The sequence below is a fragment of the Vibrio sp. YT-17 genome (genome assembly GCF_033337375.1).
GTDB lineage: Bacteria > Pseudomonadota > Gammaproteobacteria > Enterobacterales > Vibrionaceae > Vibrio > Vibrio alginolyticus.
Genome location: NZ_JAWOQP010000007.1, coordinates 1 through 20,787, shown reverse-complemented (window position 1 = coordinate 20,787; position 20,787 = coordinate 1). Strand labels below are relative to the sequence as shown.

The window sequence follows — 20,787 nt, the reverse complement described above, 5'->3', positions numbered from 1 at the left end:
ATGGCTTCACTCTCACTTTCAGCGTTGGTCGAAAGATTGTCTCCTCAGGCTAAGGAAACGCTTGAACAGGCAGCTGCTATGGCAAGCTCCCGAACTCATCACAGTATTGAAATGTCTCACTGGTTAATGATGATTATCCGCCATCCTGACGATATTTACTCTGAAGTTTTTGACGAATTTGATGTCGATAAAATCAAGGTTGAAACCGATATTCAAAAGGCATTAGAAAAATACAAAACAGGATGCCAGTCGGTGCCTGGGCTATCAGCTCATACGGTGACTGTTATGCAAAATGCCTTGTTGTCTGCAACCATTGAATTCAATCAAGAACAGTTGGGGTGCATCCATCTTTTATTTGCCTACTTGTCTGATGATACGTTAGTCAACATGGCTGGTTCGATTAGTCCTGAACTAAACAAGATAGAACCATCTCGCTTATTGAACTTTAAAGAAAGTAATGCGCCTCAATCAAGATCGAATGACTTAGCGCAGTCAAACGCGAATTCCGCCTTGAATCAATTTACAACAGACCTTACTGAGCAAGCTAGGGAAGGTAAAATAGATCCGGTGATTGGTAGAGATAATGAAATTCGCCTAATGATCGATATTTTATTAAGACGCCGACAAAACAACCCGATTCTTACGGGAGAAGCTGGTGTTGGAAAAACAGCCGTTGTTGAAGGTTTGGCGCAAAAGATCATTGATGGCGATGTACCTCCCGCTCTGCAAAATGTGGCAATTAAGTCTCTGGATTTGGCGTTACTGCAAGCCGGCGCAGGCATGAAAGGTGAGTTTGAAAACAGGCTTAAGAACCTTGTTAAGGAAGTAAACGACGCTCCACAGCCTATTATATTGTTTATTGATGAAGCTCATGGCCTAATTGGCGGTGGTGGGCAAGCGGGCCAAGGTGATGCGGCGAATATTCTGAAGCCAGCATTAGCGAGAGGTGAACTCAGAACGATCGCAGCAACAACGTGGGCAGAGTATAAAAAGTATTTTGAAAAAGATGCAGCTTTAACTAGGCGTTTTCAAGTCGTAAAGGTTGATGAGCCTGCCCCTGAACTCGCGATCGAAATGTTACGAGGCTTACTTGATGTAATGGCACAACACCACGATGTTCATATCACTAACCAAGCTCTCAATGCAGCGGTCCAACTCTCAGCTCGATACATTAATGGTCGTCAACTGCCAGATAAAGCGGTTTCTGTTTTGGATACGGCCTGCTCTCGAGTTGCGTTAAGTCAGTCATCTACACCGGGAGGCCTAGATGCGAAAAGAAATAAACTTAAAGCAAAGCAAGCTGAGTATGAGCATCTTAGCCAAGAGAATCGGCTAGGAGCATCTCTTGATGTGCAGCTGCAAAGTGTCCGAAAAGAGATTGATGCGCTATCTAATGACATTATTGAATTAGAAGTACTTTGGGAAAAAGAAAAAGAATGGGTAAGTGAAGCTAAGTCACTTAGAACCCAAATAATCCAGGAGGGTTCTGAGACTGCGAGAGACAAGTTACAAGAGCTTGAAAATAACCTCTCCGCTAACTCACAGCCCTTAGTTTTTTCGCATGTAAATGAAGCGCTAATCGCAGAAGTTATTTCGGATTGGACCGGTATACCGTTGGGTAAACTTCAGGATGATGAAATCCAAGCAGTATTGGGTTTGAAAGAAAGTTTGTGTAAGCGAGTTGTCGGGCAGGATCACGCTTTAGAGCTCATGTCTGAAGTGATAAAAACCGCGAGTGCGCAGCTCACGGATGAGACACGACCAAATGGTGTATTTCTCCTGACCGGACCAAGCGGAGTGGGTAAAACCGAATCGGCTTTGGCGATTGCAGAGAAAGTGTATGGTAGTGAAGAAAATGTCACGACTATCAATATGTCAGAATTTAAGGAAGAGCATAAAGTCTCATTGCTATTAGGTTCTCCTCCTGGTTATGTCGGTTATGGAGAAGGAGGTGTACTGACTGAAGCTGTTAGACGTAAACCTTATAGTGTAATTCTCCTCGATGAAATGGAAAAAGCGCACCCTGGTGTTCAAGATATTTTTTATCAGGTGTTTGATAAAGGCTCAATTAAAGACGGTGAAGGTCGAGATATAGACTTTAAAAACACTATTATTATTATGACCGCGAACACAGGGACCGAAACGACGATGTCTTTGTATTCTGATCCTGATTTATCTCCTGAGCCGTCAGCACTAAAAGATGCTTTACGCGATGATTTGTTGGTCGACTTTAAACCTGCATTTTTAGGGCGTGTGAACGTATTACCTTATTTGCCTCTATCAAGAAAAGTATTGATAGAAATAACAAAATTAAAGTTGGATAAAATTACGACTCGTATTCGTAAGCACTATAACGCTGACCTGTTTTTTGATGAGGAACTAATTAATGATATTGTAGACAATAGCAATGAGTCTGGGAGTGGTGCGCGTGTGGTACAAACAACCATAGAAAATACATTGCTTCCGAAGATTTCTCATGAAATATTGCATGCAATTCTTAATGATAAGACGTTTGATGAAATTATTGTTAAAGGTACAACTAGTGGACTTGATGTCTCAATAGTTTAACATCCTTTACACTCTCAATAATAATTGGGAGTTGGTTCATATTAACTATTATTTTTTATAAAAAACGCTTAAATTAAATCTTATTTAAAGATATAACAGGGCGTATTTAAAATGAAGTTTTTGATACATTAATCACTAATTATCACCAAACGTCAGATAATTAAATTACTACGATATATGTCAATTAATAATGCTATAGGAGATTAGCATGCAGTCTAATACGTATCTTAAATACGCAGATATTAAGGGTGAGGCAACAGCCGAGCAATACAAAGATTTGATTACACTACTATCTGTAGATTGGAGTGTAGGTCGTGAGATCTCATCATACACTGGTACAGCGATGGACCGTGAAGCGAGCGCTACTCGTCTATATGATTTGACTATCACTAAACTTCAAGACCGTTCTTCTCCTGACTTATTTAAAGAAGCGACGATTGGTAAAGGTAAACCAGCGGTTTTCCATATTACTAAGCAGGGTGAGAAGGTTGAAGAGATCATGAAGATCGAACTGACTGATGCGATGATTTCTAACTACTCAGTTTCTATCCAAGACGATCGTCCAGTTGAAACTATCACAATTTCTTACACAGAAATGATGATGACAGTGACTCCTACTGACGATAAGAACAACACTTCTGCTCCATTGGTATACGGCTACAGCGGTGTTAAAGGTCAACAAATGTAATTTTCATGCGGGGGAGTATTCCTCCGCATTTTTTTGAAAGAAGTATTTAATGAAAAGAGCAACTCAAGATAACAATTTCATCCGAATTTCTTCGCCATTCGGTAAAGATGCCATCATACTAAACTCGTTTGAGTATAGAGAAGAGATCTCAGAACTTTTTTCATTGCGTGCTAAAGCTTACTTTAATGATCAACGAAGTGAGTTAAACGAAATTATTGGTAAGGAAGTTACCATTACCCTTGAAAATAATGAGGATGTTTCTTCAAATCCTCGTTATATGCATGGTTATGTTTCTGCTGCAAGATTAGAAGGGAAAAGGGTTTCTAATACACATAAAGGCGAAAATTATAAAAACATAGAATTATTAATAGAGCCTAAATTACGTTTCGCTGAATATCGAAAAAATTGCAGAATATTTCAGCATAAAGATATAAAGGAAATTATCTCTGAAGTACTATCGGAGCATAGTGTTGCCTTTAGTTTTGAGTTAACCAAGTCCTATCCTAAATACACATACAAAGTACAATATGAAGAATCAGATCTTGAATTTGTTCGACGTCTGTTATCGGAGGAGGGGCTATCATTTTGTTTTACACATACTAAGTCTGCCCATACGCTCAGTATTTTTGATGACATCAGTTTTTATAAGCCGGGTACTGAGTTTTTAGTCGATTTTGATACAGGTACGGCGAAATCTAGCCACATTTCTTCTTGGCATGAAACGCAAATTCTGACTACTAAAGCGAGTCAAAAGTCAGGCTATAACATGCTCAAGCCTTCTTCGAATCCTAAAAATACTGCAAAGGGTGAAAGTGATTTTTTTACAGTACCTGGAAGCGAGTATTTTGAATACATGGGTGAAATGGAGAGCAATGATCAATACGCACTAAGAAACACGCATGCAATAGAAGCACTACAGCAAAATGCATATTTGTGTCGTGGCGAGGCTACGTGCAGAACATTCAGTGTGGGCAAGTGCTTCAAGTTTAAAAAGCATGAAGATAAATCTCGAGTCGGCAAAGAATATGTACTGTCTTCTGTTTTTTTGTCTGCTGCTGTTTATAACCAGACTGGTCAAGGTGGGACCGGTGCGCAAGGTGTCAAAGTCTCGTTTAGTTGTGTTGACTCAAAGACAATCCTGCGTCCTTCAGTTAACTACCCGAAACCTCAGATGAAAGGTTTGCAAACCGCAGTAGTTACGGGGAACAAAGATGGTGAAATTTACATAGACAAACATGGCCGTATCAAAGTTCAGTTTCACTGGGACCGTGTTGGTAAATACGATGTAAATAGTTCATGTTGGATTCGTGTTGCGCAAAATATTGCAGGTAACGGATGGGGGTCGGTGTTTCACCCTAGAGTCGGACAAGAGGTCATCGTCGAGTTTGTTAACGGAGACCCTGATCAACCAATCGTTACGGGGTCACTATATAACGGTAGTCAACTCCCTCCTTACGCTTTACCAGAGCAAAGTTCTCAGAGTGGTTATAAATCACGCTCTGTACAAAAAGGTACATCCAGTTTTAATGAGTTGCGCTTCGATGATAAGCCTGGTGAAGAGCACATTTATCTTCATGCTGAAAAACTGTTCCAAATGCTAGTTGAAGACTGTGTTGATATCGCCGTTGAAAACAGTAAAACCGAAAAAGTGACCAATGATGTTAATCAAGAGGTTGGTCAGAACGCGAGCTTGAAAGTAGGTAAAAACTTTTCGAATGAAACGGGTGAAGTACTGTCTTTTAATGCAGGAAAGAACGTCGAGATCAAAGTAGGTGGTGCTTCTATTCAGATGTCTAGCTCTGGAGAAATCAATATCAAAGGTAATAAAATATCCATTAACGGCTCAGCTATTGCTCTTAAAGCTGGGCAAATTTCATTGAACTAAGGTGATTTAAAGTGGGTAAACCAGCCGCAATTTTGGGCAGCTTTCATCTTTGCCCTAAAAAAACAGGAAAGATACCGCATGTCGGTGGTCCCGTCGTTGTTGGTTCACCAAACGTAACGATTGGCGGGATACCTGCGGCAAGACAAGGCGACAAGCTTATTTGTATCGGTCCTCCGGATAGTATCTCAGCAGGTTCTTCTAGCGTAACAATCAACGGTAAACCAGCCGCGAGAGTCGGCGATTCAACGTCTCATGGTGGCAAAATTCTATCTGGTATGCCTACGGTTTTAATCGGAGGCTAGATGCCACTCGCATTTCAAACGCATCTTCTATCCTTTAATGGCCGTTCACACACCGTTCGCGAGATAGCTGATGATTCTTTTAGATTGTCCGAGGAAATCCGACCCCCTGACTTTGCTCAATCAATAGATGAGCATATATTAAGCCTCGTGCGCTCTGAGCGCGAGAGTCTTGAGCAAGCTGATATCAAGGAGAATCTCTGTGTTCTTTTACCATCTTCGGTGGACAAAAGTTTGCTTAAAGCATTGATAAGCGAGCTTTCTATTTTCGTTGACCAAACTGTCAATACTGAAATTTACTTTTATCCTTATGGCCAAGCTGCATTTTTGATGGCACTAAATCGGATAAATCGTGAAGTTAATGAAACGCAAGCGACTTGGATACTGGCTATAGAGGTTACGAGTGATGTAGAAGGGCATGTCAAACCTCAAAGCTCTATCATTTTAACCAAGTGTTTTTTTCGACATTCAGGTCTTGTGCCTGATGTTGTTCGAATTGATTTAGATGCCAAACAACAACGCATCGCCGTGGACAAAGTGTTTAAGCAATTAGGAGTAAGTTGTGAACATCCACTCAGTCAATTGTATTTATCCGTTAATGAGGAAGAACCGCAATGGTTAAACTCAATGCAATTCTTGTCTCCGTGGGTGACCGATCAAACTCAGTATCAATTTGTTGATATCAAACTTGGCGGATTGGGTGCATGTGGCGGCGTTTTAAAAGCGTTAGTGATTGATGAGCTTCAAAGAAGCAGCCCCTGCCCAGACTTTCACGTGTTGCAAGCCGACATCGAGTCAGATGGCTATGCGGTAGGAGTAATATACAATTGGCGTAGTGAATAGGTCTGGCTATTGCTTTTCCTTCTAGTAGCTGAGGTTTTAGTGATGCAAATGTTATGGGGGATTGACTCGAAACTGGCCCTTTAATGATGTTTGGACAATGACTAGGCGCAGCTTGCTTTTCAAAATAGCTTTGCTCACCGCGTTTTTACAGTGTTCTTCTCGCTTTCTGATTAAATAGCCAGCCATAGAACACAAACCACATGAAAAGCTGTTCGACTCAAGATATCCTTACCGATATAAAATAACTTGAGTTTTGGTTTGTTCGAGATCCCACCCGTGACGCATTCCTTTTTATAAACGGTACATGGACTCTGACAGAAGCAAGCCTACTCATAGAATTGGCGGAAAGTGAATTCGAATGAAGTTTATCCACACCTCAGATTGGCATCTTGGTCGACAATTCCACAACGTATCACTACTCGAAGATCAACAAGCAGTACTCGAACAACTGATTAACTATATTGAACGCAACCCCGTCGATGCAGTTGTAGTGGCGGGAGATATCTATGACCGTTCGGTGCCACCAACGGTTGCAATAGAACTGTTAAATCGAGTCGTGAAACGCATTTGTACCGAGTTAGAAACACCAATGATATTGATATCTGGCAACCATGATGGTGCAGAAAGGTTAGGTTTCGGCTCAGAGCAAATGAAAAATGCAGGTCTCCATATTGTTAGCAACTTTGAAGAGATGCTCACTCCCATCATCATAAAAACGGACTCTGCGGACGAGGTCGCGTTTTATGGTATGCCTTATAACGACCCTGAACAGGTCAGGTTTGCCTACAAAGCCTCGGTATCCACTCATGATGAGGCTCATCAATTGCTTGTTGAGCAAATTAAAGAGCGCTTTATCTCTAAGCAAAAGCGCGTGCTCGTGAGTCACTGTTTTGTTGATGGGGCTATCGAGTCAGACTCTGAACGACCATTATCTATTGGTGGTTCTGATCGCGTGAGTCATGAACACTTCTTAGATTTTGACTACGTCGCACTTGGTCATTTGCATCAGCCTCAAAAGAAAGGCGCAGAGCATATCCGTTACTCTGGCTCTCTCATGAAGTATAGCTTTGGTGAACAGAACCAGAGAAAAGGTTTCACGTTAGTTGAACTGGACAAGAAAGGATTCGTTTCTGCAAAGCATATTGATCTTACGGCTCCTCATGAAATGCGTATTGTAGAGGGCGAGCTGGATAAAGTTATTGAGCAAGGGAAAACAGACCCCAAGAATGAAGATTATTTGTTAGTTCGTTTGATGGATAAACATGCGATTTTAAACCCAATGGAAAAACTTCGTTCAGTGTATCCAAACGTTTTACACCTTGAGAAACCTGGCATGTTAATTGGGGTAGAGCAGGAAATGGCGCAAGCAAAGTTGGCGCGAAGCGAAATTGATATGTTCCGAGATTTTTTTATTGAGGCGCAAGATAGCCAGTTGTCTAAAGAGCAAGAGCAAGCTGTTACTGACATTATTAAGCAATTATCACAGCAATAGGGACCAAAGATGAAACCAATTAAACTAACCATGCAAGCCTTTGGTCCGTTTGCAAAAACTGAAATCATTCATTTTGAGAAGCTTGGCAGTAACCCTCTATTTTTGATTAATGGTCCTACAGGTTCCGGTAAAACGTCGATCTTAGATGCCATTTGCTTCGCCCTTTATGGTGAAACCACAGGTAATGAGCGACAAGGTATTCAGATGCGGTGTGACTTATCCGCGCAAGACTTACCAACCGAAGTAGTTCTCGAATTTTCGTTACACGGCAAACAATACCGAGTTGTTCGATCCCCTGAGCAGGAAGCGCCCAAGGCCCGTGGTGAAGGGATGACGATTAAAAAGCACACTGCGGCTCTTTATGAACTCGGTGAGACTGAAACGCTTATCACCAGCAAGACGACTCAGGTTAAAACTGAAGTTAGCAATATTATTGGCTTGAATGAAACTCAATTTCGTCAAGTTATGGTGTTGCCTCAAGGAAAATTCCGAGAACTGTTGCTTGCTAGCTCTAAAGAGCGTGAAGAAATTTTTGGCCAGCTCTTTCAAACTGACATATATAAAAAAATTGAGTACGCGCTCAAAGATAAAGCGAGTGCAATTAGTAAAGCGAAAGGCGAATTTGATAATCAAATTCGAGGTGCTTTACAAGTTGCAGAAGCGAGTTCTGAACAAGAACTATTACAACAACTGGAACAAGTAACTAAGCAATTAGAGTCTGATAAAAAGAATGAGCAAGCAGCGTTAGATAAGCTCAATACTGCTAAATCTGAATTGCAAAAAGCGGAAACCTTGAATGGAGAGTTTTCGAAACGAGAGCAAGCAGAAAGCGCACTCAAGCTGCATCTAGAACACTCAGATTCGATAAAAGCTCGTCAACAGCAATTAGAAAACGCTAAAAATGCCAATAAGATAGAGTTGCCCTACATCTCATTACAAAATGCAAAAGCTCAAACGCAAGAGCTTAGGCAAAAAATCGTAGCTTTGGAAGAGAGTCTCGAAAAAGCTAATGTCGTTGCGAGAGAACAAGAAAACTTGCAGCAAAGTGCAAAAGAGGCAGCGGCAAAGGTCCCGCAGTTAACGCAACTGCAGTATCAACTTGAAAGTATGAAAAACAAGTTGGTCGAGAAAGACAATTTGGAAAGTAAAATAACGGCGGGTTATCAACAAAAACAACAATTTGAAGCAACGTTAAAACAGTACATAGAACTAAAAGATAAGTTAACGTTACAGGCCCAGCAGGGACAGAAGGAGCTAGAGAAAGCACGAGTTGATGTTGCGCTTATTGGCAGCATCGATGCGGAAATAAAACAAAAACAACGGCTGTTACAGGATCTACAAAAGCTGCATGATCTTACTTTAGAGCTCTCTAAACTCAATGCGCTAACTGTAGGCAAGCAGCAGTCACTACACGAAGCCAGTCAGCGCTATATGCAGCGTCAACAAGCCGCTGATACGATAGAGCTTAAGTGGCACAACGCTCAAGCGGCAGTATTAGCGCAGCGACTAAAAGCAGGTGAAGCATGCCCGGTGTGTGGTAGCGAAACGCATCCTAACCCCGCAACGTTTGTTGAAGAAGCCGTTACAAAAGAGCAAGTTCAGGCGGCTAGAGCTAAAGAGCGAGAAGCTCAAACCTTGTTGAACCAACTAAGCAATCAGCTAGAACAACATAACGTTGTCATTAGTCAGTATCAGAATCAGTGTAACCAGTTGAAAGAGGAGTTGGGTGAGTATGCTACATCTGAGATCTCGACGGTTCAAAATGATTTGCAAGCGCTTAATGCTCAACTCCTACGTCTACAAGCTATTGATATTGAAAAACTAGAAAGGAACGTTGAACAGCTTAATCAACGCTGCGTCGTGGGTGAAAATAAAATTCATGAGCTGCAGAATCAAATGGCGGCAAATGAATCAACCGTTAAAGCGAACCAAGAACAATTGGCTCAATTACAAGCTTTTATTGACCCAAAATACAGTTCCGCTGACTTGCTTGAACGTGAAATTTTGCTGACAAAAGAGCAAATTCTGAGTTTGAACACAGGCTTAGAAAAGGCGCAAAACGCTTTGCAGCAAGCGATATTGGAGAAATCAAATGCGGAAAGTCACTTAGCGACGAACAAGCAGTGGTTATCTGAGTCAGAGCAAAAACTTAGCCAAGCAGAATTAGCGTGGAATGAGGCACTACAGGCGAGTAAATTTGAAGATGAAAGCCATTATCTAAGTAGTCGAGTGGGAGATGATGAACTTCAAGCCTGGCAGCAAGAAATAGACAGCTTCAAACAGGCACAAACCAAGCTTGAGCAAACACTACATGATTTAAATCATGCATTGAAAGATCTTGAAAGGCCTAATTTAGAGTCGTTTAACGACAGGTTAACCACTCTGCAGGCGCAATATATTGAAGTAAGGAATCAACTTGATACCACACGCTCAATATTTGAACGTCTTGAAAAGGTTCGTAAAGATATTGCCGTGTTGCATGAGAAAAATAGTAAGTTAGAAGAAGAATACAAAGTCTTTGGTACGTTGTACGACGTTGCTAGTGGTAAAACAGGCAGCAGGGTTAGCCTACATCGCTTTGTTCTTGGTGTACTGTTGGATGATGTGCTGATTCAGGCCTCTCAACGTTTAAGCCTTATGAGTAAAGGGCGCTATATTCTTGCTCGAAAAACAGAGGGCTTCAAAGGTGCTGCGGGTCGCGGCTTAGATTTAATGGTTGAAGATGGCTACACAGGAAAAACGCGTGATGTTGCGACACTTTCCGGCGGTGAATCATTTATGGCAGCGCTTGCTCTGGCACTTGGTTTGTCGGATGTTGTGCAATCCTATAGTGGCGGTATTCGTTTAGACACTTTATTTATTGATGAGGGCTTCGGTAGTTTAGACCCAGAGTCTTTAGATCTTGCTATTCAAACGCTAGTGGACCTGCAACAGACTGGGCGCATGATCGGTGTTATTTCTCACGTTTCTGAGTTGAAAGAACAAATGGCGCAGAGGATTGATGTAGAACCATCAAGACTTGGTTCAACGGTGTCGATTAAATCTCAATGTCGCTTCGCTGTCTAATTCAGTGACTACTGTTAGATCAAAAAGCCCCTAATGTTGGGGCTTTCTGACTAAGTCGCTACTGTTCGCAAAAGTGGCCTTCTTTTGGCGATTGGGTAATCGCATATTCGCCATCGAGGTTGCGATAAACAATCGTGTTCCAAACAGAGCCATCATCCAATTCAAACTCAATAGCATAGTTGACGCCGCTAACGATTTGCGCGTGAACATTCAGTATTTGTTTAAACGACGCTATTGTGTCCATTTTCTCTAAAACAAAGGCCATTGCCTTTTGTGCATCAGGGGTCGCGTTAAACTCATTCCACCCACCTGGCATGTTTCCTTGTGCATTACATACATCTGCTGAGGTCGTTAATTGTGTCGTTTCGCTCGGCTTTTCCTGCTGACAACCTGCAAGTAACACCAAAAGTGCACAAACTGACACTGTTTTTAATTTCATAACAATAACCTCTGTCTATAACGCAACGTATTATAGGAGGGTGATATGCCTACGAATGTCTATGTTGTGCAAAGTTTCTATATGCATAGGGTTAAATGCTGACAAAATGTACAAGCATGGTCAGCTTGTAAGTCAAAAATAGAGCAATCTTGTTAACGATTTGCTGAGATGACGAGGTTTCGGTGTTCAGTGCGCTATTGATGAAGAATTGTGATGTGTACCTATGAAGGTGATGGTGCGGCTTAGTGATCGATTTGTTATCTTCTAGAGTAAAATCAATCACTAATTAAAATTTAGGTGTTGTATGAAATCGATAAAAATATTTTTACTTTTGTCACTTGCAACTTTATTTGGTTGTACCTCGAAGCCGGATGGGGTGGAACCCGTCAATAATTTCGATTTAGAGCCATATCTAGGTAAGTGGTACGAAATTGCACGCCTAGACCATTCATTTGAGCGAGGCTTATCCAACGTTACCGCTGAGTATCAGGTTCGCGAGGATGGTGGGGTTAAGGTGATAAACCGTGGATATTCCGAAGAAGAGCGACAGTGGTCAGAAGCTGAAGGCAAAGCTTATTTTGTTGAAGATAAAACGGTTGGACACTTAAAGGTTTCCTTTTTTGGGCCAATATACTCTTCTTACATTGTTTTTGAGCTAGGTGAAAACTATGACTATGCGTTTGTTTCCGGTTACAACCACGACTATTTGTGGCTATTGTCTAGAACGCCTAACGTTGATGAGAGAGTAGTGGAGCGCTTTAAGTACGTAGCTAAAGAGAAAGGTTTCGCTATCGACGAGCTCATTTTTGTTGAACAAGAGAAACAAAGACAGCTTTAAGTTCATCAGCGTGGCTGAAAAAGCGGACAGAGGGGCAGCTTCCTAATTAAGAGCTCAGTTTGTCATTTCGCTTAACAGTATGTTACCGCGTAACTTAATGTGGTCAAAATGGATATAGCCCCATCATTTGTGATTACTCGTGATGGGGCTTATATAAATTTGAGTGAGCGTCGAAAGGTTGATCTATCAACAAACGGTTATGGTTTACTTAATCAAACGAACGATCAGGGAACCTGGTGCTCGAATAGATTCAACATTGTGGCTAAGTACTGTGCCGCTTGTTGGGGCGGTGTAGCGTTTAATCTCAGCGCCAAAGCTGTCGTATTGAATCGCAAGAAGTTGGCCTTGCTCGACAAAATTCATCAAACTGACATGAGGCAGTACAAAGCCGCCGTGTGTCGCTTTTACACTGACGATTTCGTTTCCTTCCAAGCATGACGTAATAGGGTCCATATCACCTTCAACAATGTTATGCTTTTTCAGCACATTAAAAATGCCTGTTACAGTTCGACTGATAAGTTCTTGCTCGGTGTATCGCCCCATACCTACTTCAACTGTAATGCTTGGGACACCATGGTTATTCCAAACCGTTTCAAGGACGCCAGCATCTCCAGGATCATTTAAAATCGCATCAGGATTAATGAGACGAGCCATTTCTAATGATTGCTCGATTCGGAAATCTGCAAACACGTAAAGTGGATAGGCCGCACCACTGGTTTGAGTGTGAAGGTCAATGGCTAAATCAGCATTTGGCTTGAGCAAATCATTCCACAATGCATATAAGTAACGTTGGGCCTCATTGCCGTTTTGGTCACCAGGAAAAAAGCGGTTTAAGTTTGCAGGAGACGCGTCAGGGTCTGCGGAATAGAAATCGCGGCTGTGGTTTAGCATACCTGGCATGTTAATGGTTGGAACAATAGTGACAGTACCAGCGACTTCAGTGCCGATGAGCTCTCGAGCAGTTTTCTGCGCTGCTAACACACCATTGTACTCATCACCATGAACCCCTGCGGTAATCATGATCTTCTTGCCAGGTTTTTCACCTTTGAACACTAGCACAGGTAGGTGTTGCCACTGAGAGAGAGCATTCGTTGCGATGCGAAACCAAAACTTATGCTCGCCCGAATTTAGGTCTGCTACATTGAGAGATTGAATCACTTGATGACCCTGAATCATGTCATCGAGAAATTGTGTTGCCATTAAAGTTACCACTCCAAAACCATAAGCTAATCTAAAACCTTAGCGTCGTCATACCATGAATATTAATAAGGCGAGAACATGTCTCGCCTTAATTACCAATTGGTTTCGTTTTACGCAAAACCCATAATATGAGCTGCGATAACGACGATACTTGATAGGGTAAAGAGTAATAGAATAAATCGCCAGCAGAATTTTGCCCAGTCACCCCAGTCGATACGGCAGACACCAAGCGTTGCCATGAGAGATGCCGAAGTAGGGACGATAACGTTAGTAAAGCCATCGCCAAGTTGGAATGACAAAACTGCCACTTGGCGCGTAACTCCTGCAATGTCTGCCAGAGGGGCCAGTAGAGGCATCGTTAGTGCCGCTTGTCCTGAGCCTGAAGTGACAAAGAAGTTGAAGATAGATTGGAATACATACATTAACCATGCTGCAGCTACGTCAGGAAGCCCACTGATCACGCCGCCAGCACTGTTTAGAATTGAGTTCAGTACACTCGCTTCATCAGTTGTACCACCACCAAGGATCAACAATACCCCTTTTGCACAACCCACTAATAGGGCAGGTGCAAGCATAATAGCTGCACCTTCTTTAAATGCATCAGCTGCGCAGTTTAGCGTCATACCGTTTAGGCGGAAAATCGTACCGATGATCGCGACAACAAAGCCCATAGTGAAAAATTGAGAAGCGATTTCTGGGATGTACCATGCGTTAGCGACTACGCCCCAAACGACCCACACCGTGGTCGCAATAACCGTAAGGATAACGAGTGTGTCACCTAGGTTCCAACGAGAATCTTGATTGCCAAGCTCTTGCTGACGGAAATACTGGTCTGTGCGATGGCTGTAAGAAAGTTTAGGATTTGACTTCACACGAGCGGCGTAGATCATTGTGAAAGCGATACCGATTAACGTAAAGCCAGCCCATAACCCCATGCGCACTGTCATGCCGGATAAAACAGGTACACCCGCAATGCCTTGCGCAATAGCGACGGAAAAAGGGTTCATCCAAGAAGTAGCGAAGCCAATTTGAGTCGCAACATAGGTGACCATCACCGTAGTGATACCATCATAACCAAGGCGAACCATAAGCGGCGCGATAATAATCGCAAATGCTACGGCTTCTTCACCCATACCAAATACCGCACCGCCTAGCGAAAACAGCAAAAATAGCACTGGAATGAATAGCGCTTCGTTACCTTTGGTCTTATCGATAAGGCGCAGGATACCGTTATCGATTGTGCCTGTGCGCATTACAACGCCGAAAGCACCGCCGATAACCAACATGAACATAATCACGCCGATCGCGCTGCCCCATTTAGAGCCAGAAACTAGCCCTTCGAAAGGGAAGTTCATCAAACCAATGCCACCACCAGAAGCAAACAGGCCAACCTTGTTGTAAACCAATTCACCGTTTTCGTCGGTTGCATAAGAGAAAGAAGAAGGATCGATAACTGTGCGAGTTTTTTCTGCACCGTCGACCATGTAGGTCACCTGTTGGCTATCAAAATGACCAGCAGGAATTAAGTAGGTAAGAATCGCAGCAAGAATACCAACAATGAAGATCAAAATGAGGGTATCTGGCATCTGCCACGACTTAGGGGTAGCAACCGAGTCTGCTGGTTGCGCATGTGTGTGAGACATAACTTACTTCACGTTAAATTCAATAAAGCATGAAATATCGATAAAATAGAATAAAAAGTCAATATTAATGATTATGTTGAACTATGAATTCATCAAATATTTGAAGTGAAGTTAATTTGATTGCTTTGTGGTCAAATGTTGGGTTAATGTTTCAATATGGGTTGAGTTTGGATGATTCATGAGCTTTCATAGTGCATCTACAAGTGATCTAATCACTTGATTTCCGACTGTTCTGCATAAAAAGCAGCGACATCACGAAGGTCTTCATCATTTAACATTTTTAACTGTGCTGCCATCATTTCTGCAAGTGGCCCTTTACGCTCACCGGCTTGATAAGACTTCATTGCATTGTAAAGGTACTGAGCATTTTGACCAGCAAGGCTTGGATAGGTGTTGTTCGTTGCGATGCCTGTAACACCGTGACAATAGACACAGCTAGGTGATTTGATTTTACCTTTATCAGCATCACCAAACGGCTCGGCATGGATAGCGGAAGAGAAAATAAAAGAGATTAGAAGTACAAATCTGAGCATGGAGGCTATCTATTCGCTAAAAATCATGCCGATACAATAAAGCTTCCCCTTAGGGGAAGCTCAATGATCAAAATCAAATTAAAGTAGAGATTTTATACTTGATAAGAAAGTGTCGATGTCTTTCGCTGAAATATCTTTATGAGTTACAAAACGAATTGGATTTCCAGGGGTTATCGTGATGTTTTGTTCCTTTAGTTTCGCAGCGATACTTACTATGTCCACTTGAGGATCAAGCTTCGCGAACACAATGTTCGTTTGAACAAATTCAGGGTTGACTGAAAAACCAGGCAGTTCTGCTAAACCTTCCGCTAAGGTTTTTGCGTTGATGTGATCTTGTTTTAGCTGTTCCACTTGTTCGGTAAGGGCAAGTTTGCCTGCTGCGGCAAGAATACCCGCTTGACGCATACCACCGCCGACCATCTTTCTTAAGCGACGTGCTTTTGCGATGTAGTCTTTGCTACCAAGCAGTAGCGAGCCAACAGGGGCAGCCAGACCTTTCGACAGACAGATCGTCATTGAATCAAAGTACTGACCGATCTCTTTTACCGGAACATCAAGTGCAACGGCTGCATTAAAAACGCGAGCGCCATCTAGATGCATCTGCAAGTTATGTTTATTCACGAAGTCACGTGCTTCTGCTAAGTAAGACAGAGGTAGTACTTTACCATTAATTGTGTTTTCTAAGCTGAGAAGCTTAGTGCGAGCAAAGTGACAATCATCTGGTTTAATCGCAGCAGCCAGTTTATCAAATGGTAGCGTGCCATCTGGGTTATTTTCGACTGGTTGAGGTTGAATTGATCCCAAAACCGCCGCGCCACCAGCTTCGTATTTGTAGTTATGTGCTTGTTGCCCACATAGATATTCATCTCCCCGCTCGCAATGCGCCATTAAACCGAGCAGATTGGCTTGAGTGCCTGAAGTGGTAAACAAAGCTGCTTCGAAACCAGCAAGCTGCGCAGCAAATTTTTCAAGCTCATTGACCGTAGGGTCATCACCATAAACATCATCCCCAACGGGGGCCTTAAACATGGCTTCTCGCATGGCTTGGGTGGGCTGTGTAACGGTATCTGATCGAAAATCCATGAATGTCTCCTTGGTCAAAGTCCTAAATATATCCGCAAAGGCGCGCTTTGCTTAAGCAGGCGATCGTTTTGGCATCGGTGATCGTGCCATCGACAATCTTTTCTTCGAGTTGCTTGATTGACAAGGTGACGACCTCAATCACTTCGTCTTCATCGCACTCGTAACGGTTTGTTTTGTTGAGCTTTTCGGCAACAAATAGATACTGTATCTCATCACAAAATCCGGCAAGAGGGGTGACTTGGCCGAGAGACGTGAATTTCTCTGCACTAAACCCAGTTTCTTCCTCTAACTCTCTTTTGGCGCAGCAGAGTGGCTCTTCGTTGCCTTCTCTGGTACCAGCAGGCAGTTCCAATAGCCATTTATTAAGTGAAGGCCGAAATTGGTGGACAAGGACAATGTGACCCTCCGCTGTAATAGGGAGAATCACCGCAGCACCCGGATGATGGATTGTGGTGTGCGTAATTGCCTGTCCTGTAGGAAGCATAACGTCTTCTTCAATCAGAGAAATTTGCTTCCATTTATAAATTATCTTGCTCATGCAGTTATGAACCCTAGCTGTTACCGCATTTTTGACGTTTTTCGACATTAACCACAAATGGTGGGAAACAAAAGCAAAAAATACAGCAACACGACGAAAGCGTTTGCACTTTAAGTGAGCAATGTCTCATAAATGGAAACTTTGATTGCTTCGTCAAGAAGGGGAAAAGCATCTGCTATAAGGGGAATTCGACAAAATACATTTGTAACAAAGTTATAACAAGCGTATAAAAATGTTAACGCAATACCACTTCAGCAGCCGGAGAACGTATGACACAAACCTTATTTGCCTCAAATGCCGAAAAAGCGCTTCTCTCAGAACGCATCAATAAATTGGCGAAAGCGTTAACGGATGGCGTTTATGAGCGTGAACATACGATCAAGCTCTGCCTTCTTGCTGCACTTGCTGGTGAAAGTGTTTTTCTTTTAGGTCCCCCTGGTATTGCAAAAAGCTTAATTGCCAAACGACTCATCCAAGCGTTCGATAACAGCAGTTACTTCGAATACCTGATGACGCGCTTCTCAACCCCTGAAGAGGTGTTTGGGCCACTGAGTATCCAAGAGCTAAAAGACAACGGCCGTTATGTTCGCTTAACTAAAGGGTATTTGCCAACTGCACAAGTCGTATTTTTGGATGAAATCTGGAAGGCGGGCCCTGCAATTCTTAATACATTGCTGACAGTGGTTAATGAGAAAACATTCAAAAATGGCAGCGATATCGAGCGTGTACCAATGCGCTTGTTGGTATCGGCTTCCAATGAATTACCCGATGAAGATAGTGGATTGGATGCCCTCTACGACCGCATGTTGGTGCGTGTGTTTGTGAATCGAATTCAGAATAAACAAAACTTTAAGTCGATGTTGACTGTTGGCACATCGCAAGAGGCACAAGTACCAGAAGGCCTAGCGATAACTGATGAAGAATATCATCAATGGCAACAACAGCTCGACAAATTGACGTTAACCGACAATGCATTCGAAAAGCTTTTCCAGCTTAAAACGATGTTAGAAAGCAAAGTTGAAGCTCAGTTTGGTGATGTGGCCAATACCGACATGTATGTCTCTGACCGCCGCTGGAAGAAAGCCGTGAAGTTGTTAAAAGCGAGCGCGTTTTTTAATGGTCGCGATGAAATCAATCCGCTTGACCTTCTACTGCTGCAAGATTGTTTATGGAACAGTCCTGAATCGCGAGATGTGGTACGTGAAGTGGTTCAAGAGTTCGCCTTAAAACATGCATTTGATCAACAAGACGCGGAGCAGGAAATTGAGTACTGCCGTGAGTCTTTGGTTGATGTTCAACATGAACTTGAAGATGCCTACCGCATGACGTTAACGTCTGAAGCGGCAACGGGTATTTTGCGTAAAGAAACCATGCGCTTTGATACCTCTAAAGCCAAGATGTACAAAGTTGGCGCAGCCGTTAACTTAGTTAAATTGGTTGTCTTGCAAAGCAACATGTCGGTTTCAGAATCAGAAAAAGGTGATAGCCGCTGGGTTTATGTACCCAAAGATGAGTTAGATCGAGTCATTAAAGAGGGAAGCGGTGATGTGTATGGTTACGTCAATCAAAACACCAACATGTGCCGTTTACGATTTGATGTTGACGCGGCGAATAACCTAGTTATCCGTGATATCGCGAACCGAGGCATTTTGGTTAGCCTAGTGACTCAAGAGGGCTTGGATGTAGAGCTTTACCAAAAGTGGTTAACGCAGAGCGAAAAAGCCGTAAATCAGCTTAGTGAGGCAGAACACCATATGCGCAAGGTGAAAGCGAACTTTCATGATGCGCTTCCGCATAGCTTTGTTGATCCTGAACTACCCCGCCTAATGGAGTCGAGTCTGCAACAGGTAAGTCAGAGACTTGAATCAATCCAAGCAGAAAGTGAAAAAGTTATCCAACGCTTTAAAAACTTAAATCAGTTTTTCTCATAAGGAGACGACATGCTAGGTGCAGACGGACTTAACCTCGCGCTGATGGTGGCCGACTCCGGCATCATCGATAGCGCAGTTAATGATTTGATGGCGCGTTCACAAGTCATGATGATGGCAGAAAACCGATGTGTTAAATCTTCGGTCAAAGGTCACTTGTTAAAGTGGCGAGGCAGCGTCAAAAAACGGATCACCAAGGTATGTGAGACAGAGCGTTTCCAACAAGAGCTGTCTTTATATCAAGAGGTTATTCATTGGGATGAAGAGGCGTTTTTTGAAAACATCGAAGATGTGATTAAAAAGCTAGAATGGCACTCTGCGTTTTACATGCAAGCTCGCCGAATGATGGAAAAGAACAAAGGGATGAATAACCCTATGTTCCCTCATTACTTTTGTGATCAATGGTACCAAAGCCTCACCGATGCTATAAAACAAGCGCAAGTAAGCGAGCTTGAAGCCAATAAAGAAAAGGTGCTGAATGACCTGTATCAACGTATGGAAACCATGCGTAATATGGATAAAGTCACGGAGTCGGGTGACGCTGAAAGTGTAGGGCGCCTGTGGGATATGGCATCTGCCAAGTTGAGTAAAACAGACTTAACGGTGATGAAACGCCATGCTGAGTTTCTGAAGAAGCACCAAGGCTTGCAAGAAATTGCGGAGCAACTCGGTCGTATGGCGGGGCAAGTAAATGATCCTGAACTAAATCGTGCGCCCACTGAAGAACTTCAATTGGTCGAAGAGAAAAGTGATGAGGCGACGGATGATATTGTCGGTATTCACGAAAGCGATGATCTAAATAAGCTACTTCCCAACGAAACGATGTTTTTGGCGTATCCTGAACTTGAAGTTGTGTTCTATAAACACTTAGTTGATAAACGGCTCATGAACTATCGTACACAAGGCAAATCGCGCACGTTACGTAAAGTTAAAGCTCACCGACCTGACCATAAAGCGGTAGATATCGAAAAAGGCCCCTTCATTGTTTGTGTGGACGCGTCCGGTTCCATGAGTGGCTTTCCTGAGCAATGCGCCAAAGCCATGGCTTATGCTCTGATGCAAATCGCACTAGCGGAGCAACGTGATTGCTATGTCATTATTTTTTCTACGGAACACATTACCTACGAACTAACCAAACAAGATGGTCTGCGCGAGGCGGCGGACTTTCTAACTTATAGCTTCCATGGTGGTACAGACTTAGAGCCAACTTTGATTAAATCTATCGACTTGATGAGCGGTGATAAATATAAAAACGCAGACATGGTAGTCATTTCCGACTTTATCGCGCCAAAACAACAAGACGAGTTACTGGCCAAAGTGGATGCGCTCAAAGCGAAGAAAAACCGTTTTCACGCGATTAGCTTATCGAAATACGGAAATCCTGCATTAATGTCGATGTTTGATCACACTTGGTCTTATCACCCTAATGTTGTGGGAAGATTGCTAAAAAGGGTCAGCAACTATTAAACGCCTTAATGTTTCATGGGACAAAACGAACTGAAAGCGAGATTTATATTGCTTCGTTTTAAGCCAATAAGATCGAAATTTGGTCGAATTGACTTAAAAGAAATCAAACGAACAGAAAATGAAATATTTTTGTTTGACTATCTTCTCTCAATCCGTAAAGTAGCCACCAACGCAACGGGGTAGAGCCCTGAAGCGTAATAAAAGGCGCCTTGGCAGAGTGGCTATGCAGCGGATTGCAAATCCGTGGACCTCGGTTCGACTCCGGGAGGCGCCTCCA

Annotated in this window: 16 protein-coding genes and 1 tRNA gene; 11 read left to right on the top strand and 6 right to left on the bottom strand. The window is 42.7% G+C overall.

From position 1 onward, the window contains the following. From tssH to R7F67_RS08630, 7 genes are all read left to right on the top strand, one after another. Complete coding sequence (gene tssH / locus R7F67_RS08660) at positions 1–2,568, top strand: type VI secretion system ATPase TssH (protein ID WP_054576745.1); 2,568 nt, start codon at positions 1–3, stop codon at positions 2,566–2,568. 208 nt (positions 2,569–2,776) lie between these two features. Continuing rightward, positions 2,777–3,256 (top strand): Hcp family type VI secretion system effector, encoded by a 480-nt coding sequence (locus R7F67_RS08655; protein WP_005375967.1) that lies wholly within the window; start codon positions 2,777–2,779, stop codon positions 3,254–3,256. Between the two features lie 49 nt (positions 3,257–3,305). Then, a complete protein-coding gene (tssI, locus tag R7F67_RS08650; RefSeq protein ID WP_258475817.1) occupies positions 3,306–5,141 on the top strand; it encodes a type VI secretion system tip protein TssI/VgrG in 1,836 nt (611 codons plus the stop codon). 11 nt (positions 5,142–5,152) lie between these two features. After that, positions 5,153–5,443: a PAAR domain-containing protein gene (locus R7F67_RS08645; protein WP_005375969.1), complete on the top strand. Its 291-nt coding sequence runs from the start codon at positions 5,153–5,155 to the stop codon at positions 5,441–5,443. Beyond that, on the top strand, positions 5,444–6,283 hold the full coding sequence (locus tag R7F67_RS08640; protein WP_017633638.1) for a hypothetical protein: 840 nt from the start codon (positions 5,444–5,446) through the stop codon (positions 6,281–6,283). It begins immediately after the preceding gene. A 358-nt stretch (positions 6,284–6,641) separates the two neighbouring features. After that, positions 6,642–7,775, top strand: a complete 1,134-nt coding sequence (locus R7F67_RS08635) for an exonuclease SbcCD subunit D (RefSeq protein ID WP_005375971.1) — start codon at positions 6,642–6,644, stop codon at positions 7,773–7,775. A gap of 9 nt (positions 7,776–7,784) precedes the next feature. Beyond that, positions 7,785–10,841, top strand: coding sequence for an AAA family ATPase (locus R7F67_RS08630; protein WP_054576744.1), 3,057 nt, complete (start codon positions 7,785–7,787; stop codon positions 10,839–10,841). A 58-nt stretch (positions 10,842–10,899) separates the two neighbouring features. Here R7F67_RS08630 and R7F67_RS08625 read toward each other — a convergent pair whose 3' ends face one another. Then, positions 10,900–11,280 carry a cystatin family protein gene (locus tag R7F67_RS08625; RefSeq protein WP_054576743.1) on the bottom strand — a complete coding sequence of 127 codons (381 nt, stop codon included), beginning with the start codon at positions 11,278–11,280 and terminating at the stop codon, positions 10,900–10,902. A 304-nt stretch (positions 11,281–11,584) separates the two neighbouring features. Between R7F67_RS08625 and R7F67_RS08620 the strand changes: the two genes are divergently transcribed. Further along, the gene (locus R7F67_RS08620; RefSeq protein ID WP_054576742.1) at positions 11,585–12,118 is read left to right on the top strand and encodes a lipocalin family protein; all 534 of its coding nucleotides are present in this window, start codon (positions 11,585–11,587) and stop codon (positions 12,116–12,118) included. A 204-nt stretch (positions 12,119–12,322) separates the two neighbouring features. On the opposite strand, the gene R7F67_RS08615 is transcribed toward R7F67_RS08620, so the two are convergent. The 5 genes from R7F67_RS08615 to R7F67_RS08595 all read right to left on the bottom strand — a co-directional run bounded on the left by R7F67_RS08615 (position 12,323) and on the right by R7F67_RS08595 (position 17,115). After that, on the bottom strand, positions 12,323–13,318 hold the full coding sequence (locus tag R7F67_RS08615) for a succinylglutamate desuccinylase/aspartoacylase family protein (protein ID WP_053303674.1): 996 nt from the start codon (positions 13,316–13,318) through the stop codon (positions 12,323–12,325). A 110-nt stretch (positions 13,319–13,428) separates the two neighbouring features. Next, complete coding sequence (gene yfcC / locus R7F67_RS08610; protein WP_005387492.1) at positions 13,429–14,961, bottom strand: putative basic amino acid antiporter YfcC; 1,533 nt, start codon at positions 14,959–14,961, stop codon at positions 13,429–13,431. 212 nt (positions 14,962–15,173) lie between these two features. After that, positions 15,174–15,494, bottom strand: a complete 321-nt coding sequence (locus R7F67_RS08605; protein WP_239945555.1) for a c-type cytochrome — start codon at positions 15,492–15,494, stop codon at positions 15,174–15,176. Positions 15,495–15,572: 78 nt separating this feature from the next. Continuing rightward, positions 15,573–16,577, bottom strand: a complete 1,005-nt coding sequence (gene ltaE, locus R7F67_RS08600; protein ID WP_005375978.1) for a low-specificity L-threonine aldolase — start codon at positions 16,575–16,577, stop codon at positions 15,573–15,575. A gap of 22 nt (positions 16,578–16,599) precedes the next feature. Continuing rightward, positions 16,600–17,115: an NUDIX hydrolase gene (locus R7F67_RS08595; RefSeq protein WP_239945556.1), complete on the bottom strand. Its 516-nt coding sequence runs from the start codon at positions 17,113–17,115 to the stop codon at positions 16,600–16,602. Between the two features lie 269 nt (positions 17,116–17,384). Between R7F67_RS08595 and R7F67_RS08590 the strand changes: the two genes are divergently transcribed. The 3 genes from R7F67_RS08590 to R7F67_RS08580 all read left to right on the top strand — a co-directional run bounded on the left by R7F67_RS08590 (position 17,385) and on the right by R7F67_RS08580 (position 20,787). Beyond that, positions 17,385–19,046 (top strand): ATPase RavA domain-containing protein, encoded by a 1,662-nt coding sequence (locus tag R7F67_RS08590; protein WP_054576741.1) that lies wholly within the window; start codon positions 17,385–17,387, stop codon positions 19,044–19,046. Between the two features lie 9 nt (positions 19,047–19,055). Further along, positions 19,056–20,510: an ATPase RavA stimulator ViaA gene (gene viaA, locus R7F67_RS08585; RefSeq protein WP_054576740.1), complete on the top strand. Its 1,455-nt coding sequence runs from the start codon at positions 19,056–19,058 to the stop codon at positions 20,508–20,510. Between the two features lie 203 nt (positions 20,511–20,713). Beyond that, positions 20,714–20,787, top strand: a tRNA-Cys gene (locus R7F67_RS08580).

Excerpts from the sequence above, each read along its gene's own strand:
- R7F67_RS08605 (WP_239945555.1), bottom strand. The coding sequence starts at position 15,494 with ATGCTCAGATTTGTACTTCTAATCTCTTTTATTTTCTCTTCCGCTATC.
- R7F67_RS08595 (WP_239945556.1), bottom strand. The coding sequence starts at position 17,115 with ATGAGCAAGATAATTTATAAATGGAAGCAAATTTCTCTGATTGAAGAA.
- viaA (WP_054576740.1), top strand. The coding sequence starts at position 19,056 with ATGCTAGGTGCAGACGGACTTAACCTCGCGCTGATGGTGGCCGACTCC.
- R7F67_RS08640 (WP_017633638.1), top strand. The coding sequence starts at position 5,444 with ATGCCACTCGCATTTCAAACGCATCTTCTATCCTTTAATGGCCGTTCA.
- ltaE (WP_005375978.1), bottom strand. The coding sequence starts at position 16,577 with ATGGATTTTCGATCAGATACCGTTACACAGCCCACCCAAGCCATGCGA.
- R7F67_RS08655 (WP_005375967.1), top strand. The coding sequence starts at position 2,777 with ATGCAGTCTAATACGTATCTTAAATACGCAGATATTAAGGGTGAGGCA.
- R7F67_RS08635 (WP_005375971.1), top strand. The coding sequence starts at position 6,642 with ATGAAGTTTATCCACACCTCAGATTGGCATCTTGGTCGACAATTCCAC.
- tssI (WP_258475817.1), top strand. The coding sequence starts at position 3,306 with ATGAAAAGAGCAACTCAAGATAACAATTTCATCCGAATTTCTTCGCCA.
- tssH (WP_054576745.1), top strand. The coding sequence starts at position 1 with ATGGCTTCACTCTCACTTTCAGCGTTGGTCGAAAGATTGTCTCCTCAG.
- R7F67_RS08625 (WP_054576743.1), bottom strand. The coding sequence starts at position 11,280 with ATGAAATTAAAAACAGTGTCAGTTTGTGCACTTTTGGTGTTACTTGCA.
- R7F67_RS08590 (WP_054576741.1), top strand. The coding sequence starts at position 17,385 with ATGACACAAACCTTATTTGCCTCAAATGCCGAAAAAGCGCTTCTCTCA.
- R7F67_RS08620 (WP_054576742.1), top strand. The coding sequence starts at position 11,585 with ATGAAATCGATAAAAATATTTTTACTTTTGTCACTTGCAACTTTATTT.
- R7F67_RS08630 (WP_054576744.1), top strand. The coding sequence starts at position 7,785 with ATGAAACCAATTAAACTAACCATGCAAGCCTTTGGTCCGTTTGCAAAA.
- yfcC (WP_005387492.1), bottom strand. The coding sequence starts at position 14,961 with ATGTCTCACACACATGCGCAACCAGCAGACTCGGTTGCTACCCCTAAG.
- R7F67_RS08615 (WP_053303674.1), bottom strand. The coding sequence starts at position 13,318 with ATGGCAACACAATTTCTCGATGACATGATTCAGGGTCATCAAGTGATT.